Origin of the sequence: Streptomyces malaysiense, from assembly GCF_000980885.2 — a bacterium.
Taxonomy (GTDB): domain Bacteria; phylum Actinomycetota; class Actinomycetes; order Streptomycetales; family Streptomycetaceae; genus Streptomyces; species Streptomyces malaysiense.
In genome coordinates this window covers 44,541-59,402 of the sequence record NZ_LBDA02000028.1, presented here as the reverse complement: position 1 = coordinate 59,402, position 14,862 = coordinate 44,541, and the positions used below count along the sequence as shown (strand labels likewise).

The 14,862-nt window shown below is 70.8% G+C and carries 10 protein-coding genes; 6 read left to right on the top strand and 4 right to left on the bottom strand.

From position 1 onward, the window contains the following. The first annotated feature begins 2 nt into the window (after positions 1-2). Both hpf and VT52_RS12835 read left to right on the top strand, forming a co-directional pair. The gene (gene hpf / locus VT52_RS12840; protein ID WP_046419981.1) at positions 3-695 is read left to right on the top strand and encodes a ribosome hibernation-promoting factor, HPF/YfiA family; all 693 of its coding nucleotides are present in this window, start codon (positions 3-5) and stop codon (positions 693-695) included. 205 nt (positions 696-900) lie between these two features. Then, the gene (locus VT52_RS12835) at positions 901-1,656 is read left to right on the top strand and encodes a response regulator (protein ID WP_046419979.1); all 756 of its coding nucleotides are present in this window, start codon (positions 901-903) and stop codon (positions 1,654-1,656) included. A 32-nt stretch (positions 1,657-1,688) separates the two neighbouring features. Here the strand turns inward: VT52_RS12835 and VT52_RS12830 are convergent, their stop codons facing one another. Then, positions 1,689-2,864 (bottom strand): winged helix-turn-helix domain-containing protein, encoded by a 1,176-nt coding sequence (locus tag VT52_RS12830; RefSeq protein WP_046419975.1) that lies wholly within the window; start codon positions 2,862-2,864, stop codon positions 1,689-1,691. A 48-nt stretch (positions 2,865-2,912) separates the two neighbouring features. Beyond that, complete coding sequence (locus VT52_RS12825) at positions 2,913-3,485, bottom strand: GNAT family N-acetyltransferase (RefSeq protein ID WP_046419973.1); 573 nt, start codon at positions 3,483-3,485, stop codon at positions 2,913-2,915. Between the two features lie 253 nt (positions 3,486-3,738). Between VT52_RS12825 and secA the strand changes: the two genes are divergently transcribed. Beyond that, positions 3,739-6,552 (top strand): preprotein translocase subunit SecA, encoded by a 2,814-nt coding sequence (gene secA, locus VT52_RS12820; RefSeq protein WP_046419970.1) that lies wholly within the window; start codon positions 3,739-3,741, stop codon positions 6,550-6,552. A gap of 101 nt (positions 6,553-6,653) precedes the next feature. Here secA and VT52_RS12815 read toward each other — a convergent pair whose 3' ends face one another. Next, positions 6,654-7,184, bottom strand: a complete 531-nt coding sequence (locus tag VT52_RS12815; RefSeq protein WP_046419968.1) for an Rv3235 family protein — start codon at positions 7,182-7,184, stop codon at positions 6,654-6,656. A 287-nt stretch (positions 7,185-7,471) separates the two neighbouring features. Here VT52_RS12815 and VT52_RS12810 point away from each other — a divergent pair, with 287 nt between their 5' ends. Both VT52_RS12810 and VT52_RS12805 read left to right on the top strand, forming a co-directional pair. Then, the gene (locus VT52_RS12810) at positions 7,472-7,975 is read left to right on the top strand and encodes a DUF6912 family protein (protein ID WP_046419965.1); all 504 of its coding nucleotides are present in this window, start codon (positions 7,472-7,474) and stop codon (positions 7,973-7,975) included. 79 nt (positions 7,976-8,054) lie between these two features. Then, complete coding sequence (locus tag VT52_RS12805) at positions 8,055-8,723, top strand: HAD family hydrolase (protein WP_046419964.1); 669 nt, start codon at positions 8,055-8,057, stop codon at positions 8,721-8,723. Between the two features lie 17 nt (positions 8,724-8,740). On the opposite strand, the gene VT52_RS12800 is transcribed toward VT52_RS12805, so the two are convergent. Then, complete coding sequence (locus VT52_RS12800; protein ID WP_046419961.1) at positions 8,741-9,307, bottom strand: DJ-1/PfpI family protein; 567 nt, start codon at positions 9,305-9,307, stop codon at positions 8,741-8,743. A gap of 582 nt (positions 9,308-9,889) precedes the next feature. Here VT52_RS12800 and VT52_RS12795 point away from each other — a divergent pair. Beyond that, positions 9,890-14,842, top strand: coding sequence for an NAD-glutamate dehydrogenase (locus VT52_RS12795; RefSeq protein WP_046419960.1), 4,953 nt, complete (start codon positions 9,890-9,892; stop codon positions 14,840-14,842). Positions 14,843-14,862: the final 20 nt, after the last annotated feature.

Sequence of the window (14,862 nt, the reverse complement as noted above, 5' to 3'; positions counted from 1 at the left end):
GCGTGGACATCGTCGTCAAAGGCCGCAAGACCGAGGTGCCCGAGCGGTTCCGCAAGCACGTGGCCGAGAAGCTGAAGCTGGAGAAGATCCAGAAGCTCGACGGCAAGGTGATCAGCCTCGACGTCGAGGTGTCCAAGGAGCCCAACCCTCGACAGGCCGACCGCTGCGACCGAGTGGAGATCACGCTCCGCTCACGGGGCCCGGTGATCCGGGCGGAGGCAGCGGCCAGCGACCCGTACGCGGCACTCGACATGGCGGCGGAAAAGCTGGACGCGCGACTGCGCAAGCAGCACGACAAGCGGTTCTCGCGCCGTGGCGCACGGCGGATCTCGGCGGCGGAGGTCCCCGACCACGTCCCGGGCGCGGCGACGCTGAACGGAAACGGCGTCCCGGTGCGGGAGGACGAGACGGACGGAGTGCCGACCACGAAGATCGGCTCGCTCGAGGTCAAGGGCGAAGGCCCCCTCGTCGTCCGCGAGAAGACCCACGTCGCCTCCCCGATGAGCCTGGACCAGGCCCTCTACGAGATGGAACTGGTCGGCCATGACTTCTACTTGTTCGTCGACTCCGAGACGAAGGAGCCGAGCGTCGTCTACCGGCGCCACGCCTACGACTACGGCGTGATCCACCTCAGCACGGACCCGATGGTCGCCGAGGCGCAGCCCCCGGCGGCAGGGGGCACGTTGGGCGGCTGACCGCCCGGGGCCGAAGCCCGACCGGTGCCCCTGGAGCGCGTGTGCGCCCCCGGGGCACCAGTGTGCGACCACTTCGCGCCGCGCACGGCGCCTGGGTGTCGTTCCGGCATGAAATCATGACCGCAAGGGCCCAACCGGTGGGCCGCTGCCTTGGGTTGGCGATGGCACGGGACCAGACAGGCCACAGCCTTCAGGGGGAGGAACGATGGCGGACACCTTCGGACCGATGCGGAGCGAGGAGGCCGACGACGCCGGCGACGGTGTGCTCGGCATGTGCCCCGACGCGGGCTCTTCGCGCGATGAGCCGATCAGGGTCCTGGTGGTGGACGATCACGCCCTCTTCAGACGCGGCCTGGAGATCGTGCTCGCGGCCGAGGAGGACATCCAGGTCGTCGGCGAGGCGGGCGACGGCGCCGAGGCCGTGGACAAGGCCGCCGATCTGCTGCCGGACATCGTGCTGATGGACGTCCGGATGCCGCGACGCGGGGGGATCGAGGCGTGCACCTCCATCAAGGAGGTCGCCCCCAGCGCGAAGATCATCATGCTGACGATCAGCGACGAGGAGGCCGACCTCTACGACGCGATCAAGGCGGGCGCCACCGGATATCTGCTCAAGGAGATCTCCACCGACGAGGTGGCGACCGCCATTCGCGCGGTCGCCGACGGGCAGTCGCAGATCAGCCCTTCCATGGCGTCGAAACTCCTCACCGAGTTCAAGTCGATGATCCAGCGCACCGACGAGCGCCGGCTGGTGCCCGCGCCCCGGCTGACCGACCGTGAACTGGAAGTCCTCAAACTCGTCGCCACGGGGATGAACAACCGGGACATCGCCAAGGAGTTGTTCATCTCCGAGAACACCGTGAAGAACCACGTCCGCAACATCCTGGAGAAGCTGCAGCTGCACTCCCGGATGGAGGCCGTGGTCTACGCGATGCGGGAGAAGATCCTGGAGATCCGCTAGCCGCCGGGCTCCCTGGTCGCCGGTAGCGCCCCTCAGCCGAGGGCGCGGGCGAGTTCCGCGGTGAGCGGTTCGCGCAGGGCGGGATCGTCCACGCGTTCCACCCGTACGTTCGTGCAGTTCACCCAGCCGGCTGCCGTCAGCAGCGCCTGGGCGACCGCCGGGACCGCCCGGGGACCGTCCAGGGTGACCTGCCGGGCCACCAGGGTGCGGCCCTCCCGGGCCGGGTCGACACGCCCGACGAGACGGCCACCCGCGAGCACCGGCATGGCGAAGTAGCCGTACACCCGCTTGGGCTTGGGGGTGTAGGCCTCCAGACGGTGGGTGAAGCCGAAGATCCGTTCGGTGCGAGCCCGCTCCCAGATCAGCGAGTCGAAGGGCGAGAGCAGGGTGGTGCGGTGGCGGCCGCGGGCCGGGGTCGCCAGGGCCGCCGGATCCGCCCAGGCCGGCCTGCCCCAGCCCTCGACCTCGACCGGCACCAGGCCCGAGTCCGCGAGGACCGCGTCCACCTGTTCGCCCTTCAGCCGGTGGTAGTCGGCGATGTCCGCGCGGGTGCCCACGCCCAGGGACTCGCCGGCCAGCCGGACCAGACGGCGCAGGCACTCGGAGTCGTCCAGCTCGTCGTGCAGCAGGGCGGCGGGGACGGCGCGCTCGGCGAGGTCGTACACCCGCTTCCAGCCACGGCGTTCGACGCACACCACCTCTCCGTACATCAGTGCCCGTTCGACCGCGACCTTGGTGCCGGACCAGTCCCACCACTCGCTGGTGCGCTTCGCGCCGCCCAGTTCGGTCGCGGTCAGCGGGCCCTCGGCGCGCAGCTGCTTGACGACCTGCTCGTATACCCCGTCGGGGAGTTCGTGGTTCCAGTGCGGGCGGTCGCGGTAGGCGCGGCGGCGGAAGGCGAAGTGCGGCCACTCCTCGACGGGCAGCAGACAGGCCGCGTGCGACCAGTACTCGAAGGCGTGCGCGTCCTTCCAGTAGGCGTCCTCCACCGTGGTGCGGCCGACGGCGCCGAGGCGGGCGTACGGGACCAGTTCGTGCGAGCGGGCGAGGACCGAGATGGTGTCGAGCTGCACCGCGCCGAGGTGGCGCAGCACCCCGCGGACCCCGGCCCGCCGGTCGGGCGCGCCGAGCAGGCCCTGGGCCCGCAGGGCGATACGGCGGGCGTCGTCCGCGGTGAGCGCGATGGTCGGGCGCGGCAGGGTCGTCATGCCCCGGACGATAGAGGGTGGCACTGACAACCGGTCCTGAGCTGCGGCTCACCGCCCCGGGCCGGGCAGATAGGGGGCGGTGGACGGCAGGCCGAGGTCCGAGGGGAGCAGGGAGGCGATCCAGCAGTCCCTGCGCACCCCCTTGTTGTTGATCGCGGAGCGCAGGGTGCCTTCCAGGGTGAAGCCCGCGCGCTCGGCGACCCCGCGCGAGCCGTGGTTGCCGACCTCGGCGCGCCACTCGACCCGGTCGACGCCCAGGCCGGTGAAGATCCACCGGCAGGCGGTGAGCACGGCCTCCGTCACATGGCCGAGGCCGCGGTGCTCCTTGGCGCCCCAGAAGCCGACCTCCGCGGTCGCGGGGGAGCGCATGCTGAGGCTGAGCATGCCGGCCAGCTCCCCGCCGGTGAGGAAGATCCCCCAGGTGAACATCGAACCGTTCGCCCAGCCGCCCGGGACCAGCTCCTCCGTGAAACCGCGCGCGTGCTCGGGCAGGTACGGGGAGGGGATCGTGGTCCAGCGCTGGATGTCGGGGTCCTGCGCGGCCTGGTACACGGCCTCGGTGTCGGCCGGTCCGACGGCGCGCAGACGAAGCCGGCCGGTGGTGAGCGTGACGGGTTCCATCGGGCGATTCTGCTCGTACCGCCCCGCAAGGGCCATCGATTTCCGCGATCCGTGAGCGCGCGATCACATTTCGCACAAATCCCTGCGCCGATGCGGCACTATCCGCGTATCCCGTCCGTTGTTCCTGTGAAGCGGCGGCCCGGACACCGGGCACTCCCGGCGCGGCGCGGTCCTCGCATACGATGGCCGTTGCTCAGTACGTCACATGGAAAACCGACCGTCCCAGGCCCGACCGGCAAGGAGACCAGCCCCCGTGTCCGTCCTCTCGAAGATCATGCGTGCAGGCGAAGGCAAGATCCTGCGCAAGCTGCACCGCATCGCGGACCAGGTCAACTCCATCGAAGAGGACTTCGTCGACCTCTCCGACGCCGAGCTGCGGGCCCTCACCGAGGAGTACAAGCAGCGGTACGCCGATGGTGAGAGCCTGGACGACCTGCTCCCCGAGGCGTTCGCCACCGTCCGCGAGGCCGCCAAGCGCGTCCTCGGCCAGCGTCACTACGACGTGCAGCTGATGGGTGGCGCCGCGCTCCACCTCGGCTATGTGGCCGAGATGAAGACCGGTGAGGGCAAGACCCTCGTCGGCACCCTGCCCGCGTACCTGAACGCGCTGTCCGGCGACGGTGTCCACATCGTCACGGTCAACGACTACCTGGCCGAGCGCGACTCCGAGATGATGGGCCGCGTCCACAAGTTCCTCGGCCTCGACGTCGGCGTCATCCTCGCCAACATGACGCCCGCCCAGCGCCGCGAGCAGTACGGGTGCGACATCACCTACGGCACCAACAACGAGTTCGGCTTCGACTACCTGCGCGACAACATGGCGTGGGCGCAGGACGAACTGGTGCAGCGCGGCCACAACTTCGCGATCGTGGACGAGGTCGACTCCATCCTCGTCGACGAGGCTCGTACGCCGCTGATCATCTCCGGCCCGGCCGACCAGGCCACCAAGTGGTACGGCGACTTCGCCAAGCTCGTCCTGCGCCTGAAGAAGGGCGAGGCCGGAAACCCGCTCAAGGGCGTCGAGGAAACCGGCGACTACGACGTGGACGAGAAGAAGCGCACGGTCGCCATCCACGAGTCCGGTGTCAGCAAGGTCGAGGACTGGCTGGGCATCGACAACCTCTACGAGTCGGTGAACACCCCGCTCGTCGGCTACCTGAACAACGCCATCAAGGCGAAGGAACTGTTCAAGAAGGACAAGGACTACGTCGTCATCGACGGCGAGGTCATGATCGTCGACGAGCACACCGGCCGTATCCTCGCCGGCCGCCGCTACAACGAGGGCATGCACCAGGCGATCGAGGCGAAGGAAGGGGTGGACATCAAGGACGAGAACCAGACCCTCGCCACCATCACCCTCCAGAACTTCTTCCGCCTCTACGACAAGCTCTCCGGCATGACCGGTACGGCGATGACCGAGGCCGCCGAGTTCCACCAGATCTACAAGCTCGGCGTGGTCCCCATCCCGACCAACAAGCCGATGGTGCGCAAGGACCAGTCGGACCTGATCTACCGCACCGAGGTGGCCAAGTTCGAGGCGGTCGTCGACGACATCGCCGAGAAGCACGACAAGGGCCAGCCGATCCTCGTCGGCACCACCTCGGTCGAGAAGTCCGAGTACCTCTCGCAGCAGCTCAGCAAGCGCGGCATCCAGCACGAGGTGCTGAACGCCAAGCACCACGAGCGTGAGGCGTCGATCGTCGCCCAGGCCGGCCGCAAGGGCGCCGTGACGGTCGCCACCAACATGGCCGGCCGCGGTACGGACATCAAGCTCGGCGGCAACCCCGAGGACCTCGCCGAGGCGGAGCTGCGCCAGCGCGGCCTCGACCCCGAGGAGCACATCGAGGAGTGGGCCGCGGCGCTGCCGGCCGCCCTGGAGAAGGCCGAGCAGGCCGTCAAGGCGGAGAAGGACGAGGTCGAGGAGCTCGGCGGCCTCTACGTCCTCGGCACGGAGCGGCACGAGTCGCGGCGCATCGACAACCAGCTGCGCGGTCGTTCCGGCCGTCAGGGCGACCCCGGCGAGTCCCGTTTCTACCTCTCCCTCGGCGACGACCTGATGCGCCTGTTCAAGGCCCAGATGGTCGAGCGCGTGATGTCCATGGCGAACGTGCCGGACGACGTGCCGATCGAGAACAAGATGGTCACCCGTGCGATCGCCTCCGCGCAGTCGCAGGTCGAGCAGCAGAACTTCGAGACGCGCAAGAACGTCCTGAAGTACGACGAGGTGCTCAACCGGCAGCGCGAGGTCATCTACGGCGAGCGCCGGCGCGTGCTGGAGGGTGAGGACCTGCACGAGCAGGTCCAGCACTTCATGGACGACACGATCGACGCGTACATCGCCGCGGAGACCGCCGAGGGCTTCCCCGAGGACTGGGACCTGGAGCGGCTGTGGGGCGCCTTCAAGCAGCTCTACCCGGTGAAGGTCACCGTCGAGGAGCTGGAGGAGGCCGCGGGCGACCGCGCCGGTCTGACCGCCGAGTTCATCTCGGAGTCCATCAAGGAGGACATCCACGAGCAGTACCAGGCCCGTGAGGGTCAGCTCGGCTCCGAGATCATGCGTGAGCTGGAGCGGCGGGTCGTGCTGTCGGTGCTCGACCGCAAGTGGCGCGAGCACCTCTACGAGATGGACTACCTCCAGGAGGGCATCGGTCTGCGCGCGATGGCGCAGAAGGACCCGCTGGTCGAGTACCAGCGCGAGGGCTTCGACATGTTCACCGCGATGATGGAGGGCATCAAGGAGGAGTCCGTCGGCTACCTGTTCAACCTGGAGGTCCAGGTCGAGCAGCAGGTCGAGGAGGTGCCGGTCGCGGAGGCCGAGCCGGCCGGCGAGGGCGCCGAGGACGCGGTGCCGGCGCAGGCGGGCGCGGGGCGCCCGGAGATCCGCGCCAAGGGGCTCGACGTCCCGCAGCGCCGGGATCTGCACTTCTCCGCGCCGACGGTGGACGGCGAGGGCGGCATCGTCGAGCGCGACCTGGAGGACGACGGGCCGGTGCGTTCCGAGTCGGACGGGCTGACGCGGGCGGAGCGCCGCAAGCAGGCCAAGGGCGGGCGGCGTCGCAAGAAGTGACGCGCACGCCGTGAGGGGGCCGGGTTCCTTTGGAGCCCGGCCCCCTTCGCGTCGCCGGCTGCTCCGGGCGGCGACCGCCCGCGGCCGCGGCGGGCCGGGGCTCAGGGCCTCGCGCGTGGGCCTGTCTCCACCGCGGTGCAGCGCCAGCGCAGGTCCGGGCCCAGTTCGAGGCGGAAGGCGAGGGCGCGGAGCCGGCTGCCCGCGGCGATCCGGGCGAAGACCTCCAGGGCGCCCTCGCCGGCGACGTAGTAGCCGATGTCGCGGACGACCGGGCGGGTGCCCCGGGCGCGCAGGGGGCCCTCGGCGGCCAGGCGGGCCAGGTCGTCGTAGGCGCGGCCCGCGGTGTGGCGGAGCATCCAGTGCACCGGGCGCTGACCGCTGAGGACGGCCAGCAGGCGGTCCGCGAAGAGGTCCGTGGGGCGAGTGGGCCGGACGGGCGCCCGAGGGGCTGTGCGGGGCGGCTGGGCCGGTGCCGGCGGCCCCTGGAGCGGCTGGGGGCGTGCGGCGCGGGTGGCCGTACGGCCGTCGGCGGACGCCCGGCGCGGGCCCGGGGAGGGGCGGCGGGTGTCGTGGCGGGTCGGCGGGCGGTGCCGGGGGCGGGGGTGAGGGGTGCGGCTCATGACCTTGTTCATGGGGTCCCCGTTCGACGGCCCGGGGGGTACCGGGCGGTAACTAGGTGGTGGGGATCTTGTACGGGGCCGGGGACCGCGCGGCAAGGACGTGGGCGGTGGTGGCGAGGGGGCGAGGGGATTCACCCTCCGGGGGGATGGACAGAGGGCCGGGCCCCGAGATGACGCGGGTCCGCCGGGTGAAGAGCGACGCGTGGGGCTGACACTTACGGGGTGTGGGCAGGGACTCGAAAGGGGACAGCCGCACGTATCCTGAAGCCCCCCGGAACGACCAGAAGAGAGCGGCGAGCATGCGCGTCTACGTCCCCCTGACCCTCCCCGGTCTCGCCGAGGCGCACAGGACGGGTGAGCTGGGGGCCGGCCCCTTCGCCGCGTACGCCGTCACGCCCGCCCTGCGCGCCTGGTACCGCTCCGACGACGTCGAGGAACTGGAGTACGCCGCGCTCGGCCGGGCCGCGCTGGCCTCGCTGCGCCTGCTCGCGGCCGACGAGGACGCGCCGCGGCGCCGGATCGTGGTGGCCGTGGACGTGGCCGACGGCGCGGTCGCGGCCGGCCCGGAGAGCGCGGCCGAGCCGGGCGGGGTGACCGTGAAGGTGACGGTGCCGCTCGCCAAGGCGGCGGCGGTCCACGCCGACGCCGACGACGCCGAGCGGGAGGTGACCGCGGCGGCGCGGGCGCTGGCGGCGGCGGACGGCGGGGACGAGGACGCGCAGTCGGCCGTGGACGGGGCGGAGGACCACGAGCTGCTGTGGTTCGCCACGCAGGAGATCCCCAACCTTCTCGGGCGGGGCTGACCGGGCGGGACCCGGCCGCCACCGGGGGATCGCCGGCCGCCCCGGGGCATTGTCAGTGGGGGCGGGTACGGTCTTGGACATGGGGAAGCACGCACGCGCGCACATCGTCTGGGACTGGAACGGCACGCTGTTCCACGACAACGAGGCGATCATCGAGGCGACCAACGCGGCCTTCGCGGAGCTCGGCCTGGCGCCGATCACGCTGGAGCAGTACCGCGCGTTGTACTGCGTGCCGGTGCCGAAGTTCTACGAGCGGCTGATGGGGCGGCTGCCGAGCGAGGCCGAGTGGGAGCTGATGGACGGGATGTTCCACCGGCGGTACACGGAGCGAAGGGCGCGCTGCACGCTGACCGAGGGGGCGGCGGAGCTGCTCCGCGGCTGGCGGACGGCGGGGCACAGCCAGTCCCTGCTGAGCATGTACGGACACGAGGAGCTGGTGCCGCTCGTGCGGGGGTTCGGGATCGAGGAGCAGTTCGTGCGCGTCGACGGTCGGACCGGGCCGTCCGGGGGGAGCAAGGCCGAGCACATGGTGCGGCATCTGTCCCGGCTCGCGGGGTCGGTGGAGCCGGGGCGGACGGTCGTGATCGGGGACGCGGCGGACGACGCGGTCGCGGCGCGGCACGTGGGGGCCGGGGCGGTGCTGTACACCGGGGGCTCGCACGGCAGGGCCAGTCTGGAGGAGGTCGGCGTCCCGGTGGTGGACACGCTGGCGGAGGCGGTGGAGATCGCGGAGCGAATAGCCGTGTGACGGACGCCGCGCGGACCTCAGTTCGCCGGGGCCTTCGCCCGCAGCACCTTGACGAACTCCCGCATCCACCCCGGATGGTCCGGCCAGGCGCGGGCGGAGACCAGCGTGCCGTCCGTCACCGTCTCCGTGTCCTGGAAGCTCGCGCCGGCGGCCTGCATGTCGGGTTCCAGGGCCGGATAGGCCGTGACGCGCCGGCCGCGCAGGGTGTCGATCGCGGCGGTGAGCAGCGGGCCGTGGCAGATCTGGGCGACCGGCTTGTCCGCGTCGAAGAATGCCTTGAGGATCTTGCGCAGTTCGGGGTCGTTGCGCAGGTACTCGGGGGCCCGGCCGCCGGGGATGACGAGGGCGGCGTACGCGCCGGGGTCCACCTCGGCGAAGGCGAGGTCGGCCGGCCAGGTGTACCCGGGCTTCTCGGTGTACGTGTCGTAGCCGGGCTCGAAGTCGTGCACGACGAAGCGGAGCGTCTTGCGGGAGGGGGCCGCGATGTCGACGTCGTAGCCCTCCTCGCGCAGCCGCTGGTAGGGATACATGACCTCCAGGGACTCCGCGGCGTCGCCGGTGACGATGAGGATCTTCGCGGGCATGTCGGCGCTCCTCCGGGACAGACGGGGACGGACTCCTCGGCCGGTCCGGTCCCCTGGGCCGTAGCTCTCAGGGTGCGGCGGAAGGCGCGGGGCCGCTACCCCGCGCGGCCCCTCACCTGGCCGAATCCGGTTACGCCACCCGGGCGCCCCCCGGCGCTGTGCAGAACGTCAAAGTTTGACCCCCTGTTTTGTACACATACGGCTCATGACGGTTCCGGGGTGAGGGGCGATAGCCTTGTGGCGTGATCAGCGCGATAGCTCGCGGGAGCGTTACGGCTCCCGCCCCGCGCCCGGGTTGCACGGACGACCTCCGTGACCGGGCGGCGGTCGCTGGTCCTCGCGGGCGGGACGGGGGCACCGCTGCCCCCAGGACGCCTGGCCCGGCCCGGAGGACGACGGTGCCGAGAGCAGCGTCACACCCCGTGGTCGTGTCGGAAATGGCCGAATACCCCCCGCTCATCTCACCTGTCGGCATAGCGTCGGAACGGACCGGAAACTCCGGGCCGTGGCGTCGAGCCGCAGGGGAAGAGCCAGTACTTCCTTCTACGTCACGCAACGGCGCGCGACAGGAGCCAGAGGACAATGCAGACCAAGCTGGACGAAGCCAAGGCCGAGATGCTCGAACGGGCCGCTCGGGTAGCTGAGAACAGCCCGGTCGGGGGGAACCTACCGACCGGGTCGACGGGCGAGGGCTCCCCGGACACCCCGGACAGTGAGTCAACCCTCGCGTTCCTCCAGCGCTACTTCCTGCACACCGCACCGGAAGACCTCGCCGACCGCGACCCGGTGGACGCCTTCGGCGCCGCGGTCTCGCACTACCGTCTCGCCGAGAACCGCCCCCAGGGCACCGCGAACGTCCGGGTGCACACCCCGACGGTCGAGGAGAACGGCTGGACGTGCAGCCACACCGTCGTCGAGGTCGTGACCGACGACATGCCGTTCCTGGTCGACTCCGTCACCAACGAGCTGACCCGGGGCGGGCGCGGCATCCACGTCGTGATCCACCCCCAGTTCGCGGTCCGCCGCGACATCACCGGCAAGCTGCTGGAGATCCTGCCGGTCCCGGCCCCCTCCGCCGAGCTGCCGCACGACACGCACATCGAGTCGTGGATCCACGTCGAGATCGACCGCGAGACCGACCGCGCCGACCTCAAGCAGATCACCTCCGACCTGCTCCGTGTGCTCTCCGACGTCCGCGAGGCCGTCGAGGACTGGGACAAGATGCGCGAGGCGGCGGCGCGGATCGCCGGCGAGCTGGAGGACGAGCCGGTCCCGGCCGACCTGCCGAAGGCCGAGGTCGAAGAGGCCCGTGAGCTGCTGCGCTGGCTCTCCACCGACCACTTCACCTTCCTGGGCTTCCGCGAGTACGAGCTGCGCGGCGACGACATCCTGGCCGCGGTGCCCGGCACCGGCCTCGGCATCCTGCGCTCCGACCCGCAGCACGCCGAGGACGACCAGCACCCGGTCAGTCCCTCCTTCGAGCGGCTGCCGGCGGACGCTCGCGCCAAGGCCCGTGAGCACAAGCTGCTCGTGCTGACCAAGGCGAACAGCCGGGCCACCGTGCACCGGCCGTCGTACCTGGACTACATCGGCGTCAAGAAGTTCGACAAGGACGGCAACGTCGTCGGGGAGCGCCGCTTCCTCGGCCTGTTCTCCTCGGCCGCGTACACCGAGTCGGTGCGCCGCGTCCCGGTCATCCGCCGCAAGGTCGCCGAGGTCCTCGACCGCGCCGGGTTCTCGCCCAACAGCCACGACGGCCGCGACCTGCTCCAGATCCTGGAGACCTACCCGCGCGACGAGCTGTTCCAGACGCCGGCCGCCGAGCTGCAGTCCATCGTCACCAGCGTGCTCTACCTCCAGGAGCGCCGCCGGCTGCGGCTGTACCTGCGCCAGGACGAGTACGGCCGCTACTACTCGGCCCTCGTCTACCTGCCGCGCGACCGCTACACCACCGGCGTGCGGTTGCGGATCATCGACATCCTGAAGGAGGAGCTCGGCGGCACCAGCGTCGACTTCACCGCCTGGAACACCGAGTCGATCCTGTCCCGGCTGCACTTCGTCGTCCGCGTCCCGCAGGGCACCGAGCTGCCCGAGCTGTCGGACGCCGACAAGGACCGCATCGAGGCCCGCCTGGTCGAGGCCGCCCGCTCCTGGGTGGACGGGTTCGGCGAGGCGCTCAACGCCGAGCTGGGCGAGGAGCGCGCCGCCGAGCTGCTGCGCCGCTACACCAACGCCTTCCCCGAGGGCTACAAGGCCGACCACACCCCCCGCGCGGCCGTGGCCGATCTCGTGCACCTGGAGCGGCTCACCGAGGAGCCCGGCAACGACTTCGCGCTGAGCCTGTACGAGCCGGTCGGCGCCGCCCCCGACGAGCGCCGCTTCAAGATCTACCGCAAGGGTGCCTCCGTCTCCCTGTCCGCCGTGCTGCCGGTCCTGCAGCGCATCGGCGTCGAGGTCGTGGACGAGCGGCCGTACGAACTGCGCTGCTCGGACCGCACCACCGGCTGGATCTACGACTTCGGCCTGCGCATCCCCAAGTCGCCCGGCGGCACGGGCGGCGACTACCTGGGCGACGACGGCCGCGAGCGCTTCCAGGAGGCGTTCGCCGCGACCTGGACCGGCCACGCGGAGAACGACGGCTTCAACTCCCTCGTGCTCAGCGCCGGGCTGAACTGGCGTGAGGCGATGGTGCTGCGCGCCTACGCCAAGTACCTGCGCCAGGCCGGTTCGACCTTCTCGCAGGACTACATGGAGGACACCCTCCGCAACAACGTCCACACCACCCGGCTGCTCGTCTCCCTCTTCGAGGCGCGCATGTCGCCGGAGCGGCAGCAGGCCGGCCTGGAGCTGACGGACGCGCTGCTGGAGGAGCTGGACGCGGCCCTGGACCAGGTGGCGAGCCTGGACGAGGACCGCATCCTGCGCTCCTTCCTGACCGTCATCAAGGCGACCCTGCGCACCAACTTCTTCCAGCGGCGCCCCGACGGCCACCCGCACGACTACGTGTCGATGAAGTTCGACCCGCAGGCCATCCCGGACCTGCCCGCGCCGCGCCCCGCGTTCGAGATCTGGGTGTACTCGCCGCGCGTCGAGGGCGTGCACCTGCGCTTCGGCAAGGTCGCGCGCGGTGGTCTGCGCTGGTCCGACCGGCGTGAGGACTTCCGTACCGAGATCCTCGGCCTGGTCAAGGCGCAGATGGTGAAGAACACCGTCATCGTGCCGGTCGGCGCCAAGGGCGGCTTCGTCGCCAAGCAGCTGCCGGACCCGGCGCAGGACCGGGACGCGTGGCTCGCGGAGGGCGTCGCCAGCTACAAGACGTTCATCTCGGCGCTGCTGGACATCACCGACAACATGGTCGGCGGCGAGGTCGTCCCGCCCAAGGACGTGGTGCGGCACGACGGCGACGACACCTACCTGGTCGTCGCGGCCGACAAGGGCACCGCCACCTTCTCCGACATCGCCAACGGGGTCGCCGAGAAGTACAACTTCTGGCTCGGCGACGCCTTCGCCTCCGGCGGTTCGGCGGGTTACGACCACAAGGGCATGGGCATCACGGCGCGCGGGGCGTGGGAGTCCGTCAAGCGGCACTTCCGCGAGCTGGGCGTGGACACCCAGTCCGAGGACTTCACGGTCGTCGGCATCGGTGACATGTCCGGTGACGTGTTCGGCAACGGCATGCTGCTGTCCGAGCACATCCGCCTGGTCGCCGCCTTCGACCACCGGCACATCTTCATCGACCCGAACCCGGACGCGGCGACCGGGTACGCCGAGCGTCGCCGCCTGTTCGAGCTGCCCCGCTCCAGCTGGGCCGACTACAACACCGAGCTGCTCTCGGCGGGCGGCGGGATCTTCCCGCGCAGCGCCAAGTCGATCCAGCTCAACGCGCACATCCGCGAGGCCCTCGGCATCGAGGACAAGGTCGCCAAGATGACCCCGGCCGACCTGATGAAGACGATCCTCGGGGCGCCGGTCGACCTGCTGTGGAACGGCGGCATCGGCACCTACGTGAAGTCGTCCGCCGAGTCGAACGCGGACGTCGGCGACAAGGCCAACGACGCCATCCGCGTCGACGGCGCCGACCTGCGCGTGAAGGTCGTCGGCGAGGGCGGCAACCTGGGCCTGACCCAGCTCGGCCGCATCGAGTTCGCCCACCAGGGCGGCAAGATCAACACCGACGCGATCGACAACAGCGCCGGCGTGGACACCTCCGACCACGAGGTGAACATCAAGATCCTGCTGAACGGCCTGGTCGCGGACGGCGACATGACCGTCAAGCAGCGCAACAAGCTGCTCGCCGGGATGACCGACGAGGTCGGCGCGCTGGTGCTGCGCAACAACTACGCGCAGAACACCGCGCTCGCCAACGCGCTGTTCCAGGCCAAGGACATGCTCCACGCCCAGCAGCGCTTCCTGCGCCACCTGGTGCGCGAGGGCCACCTGGACCGGGCGCTGGAGTTCCTGCCCACCGACCGCCAGATCCGCGAGCGCCTGGGCCAGGGCCAGGGCCTGACCGGCCCGGAGACGGCCGTCGTCATGGCGTACACCAAGATCACGGTCGCCGAGGAGCTGCTGGCCACCTCGCTGCCCGACGACCCGTACCTGCGCACCCTGCTGCACGCCTACTTCCCCTCCGCTCTGCGCGAGCGGTTCGCGGAAGCCGTCGACAACCACCCGCTGCGCCGCGAGATCACCACCACGGTGCTGGTCAACGACACGGTCAACACGGGCGGTACGACGTATCTGCACCGGCTGCGCGAGGAGACCGGCGCCTCCCTCGAGGAGATCGTCCGCGCCCAGACCGCGGCCCGCGCGATCTTCTGCTCGGCTCCGGTGTGGGACGCGGTTGAGGCCCTGGACAACCAGGTCGACGCCGCCGTGCAGACCCGTATCCGGCTGCACTCGCGCCGCCTGGTCGAGCGCGGCACCCGCTGGCTGCTCAACAACCGGCCGCAGCCGCTGCAGCTCGCCGAGACGGTGGAGTTCTTCGCCGAGCGCGTCGAGCAGGTCTGGCAGCAGCTGCCCAAGCTGGTGCGGGGCGCGGACCTGGAGTGGTACCAGCACGTGTACGACGAGCTGTCCGCGGCCGGCGTCCCGGACGAACTCGCCACCCGCGTGGCCGGGTTCTCCTCGGCCTTCCCGGCGCTCGACATCGTCTCGGTGGCCGACCGCATGGGCAAGGAGCCGCTGGACGTCGCCGAGGTCTACTACGACCTCGCCGACCGCCTCGGCATCACCCAGCTGATGGACCGCATCATCGAGCTGCCCCGCAACGACCGCTGGCAGTCCATGGCCCGAGCCTCCATCCGCGAGGACCTCTACGCGGCGCACGCGGCGCTCACCGCGGACGTGCTCGCGGCGGGCAACGGCACCTCCTCGCCGGAGCAGCGCTTCGCGGACTGGGAGCGGAAGAACGCCCCGATCCTGGGCCGGGCGCGCACCACCCTGGAGGAGATCCGCGGTTCGGACTCCTTCGACCTCGCCAACCTGTCGGTGGCGATGCGGACGATGCGGACGCTGCTGCGCACGCACTCGTAGCGACACCCGTGAGCGGGTGA

What these genes read in the sequence shown, in the direction of transcription:
- VT52_RS12835 (WP_046419979.1), top strand. Translation starts at nt 901, where the DNA reads ATGGCGGACACCTTCGGACCGATGCGGAGCGAGGAGGCCGACGACGCC.
- VT52_RS12830 (WP_046419975.1), bottom strand. Translation starts at nt 2,864, where the DNA reads ATGACGACCCTGCCGCGCCCGACCATCGCGCTCACCGCGGACGACGCC.
- VT52_RS12825 (WP_046419973.1), bottom strand. Translation starts at nt 3,485, where the DNA reads ATGGAACCCGTCACGCTCACCACCGGCCGGCTTCGTCTGCGCGCCGTC.
- VT52_RS12815 (WP_046419968.1), bottom strand. Translation starts at nt 7,184, where the DNA reads ATGAACAAGGTCATGAGCCGCACCCCTCACCCCCGCCCCCGGCACCGC.
- VT52_RS12810 (WP_046419965.1), top strand. Translation starts at nt 7,472, where the DNA reads ATGCGCGTCTACGTCCCCCTGACCCTCCCCGGTCTCGCCGAGGCGCAC.
- VT52_RS12805 (WP_046419964.1), top strand. Translation starts at nt 8,055, where the DNA reads ATGGGGAAGCACGCACGCGCGCACATCGTCTGGGACTGGAACGGCACG.
- VT52_RS12800 (WP_046419961.1), bottom strand. Translation starts at nt 9,307, where the DNA reads ATGCCCGCGAAGATCCTCATCGTCACCGGCGACGCCGCGGAGTCCCTG.
- VT52_RS12795 (WP_046419960.1), top strand. Translation starts at nt 9,890, where the DNA reads ATGCAGACCAAGCTGGACGAAGCCAAGGCCGAGATGCTCGAACGGGCC.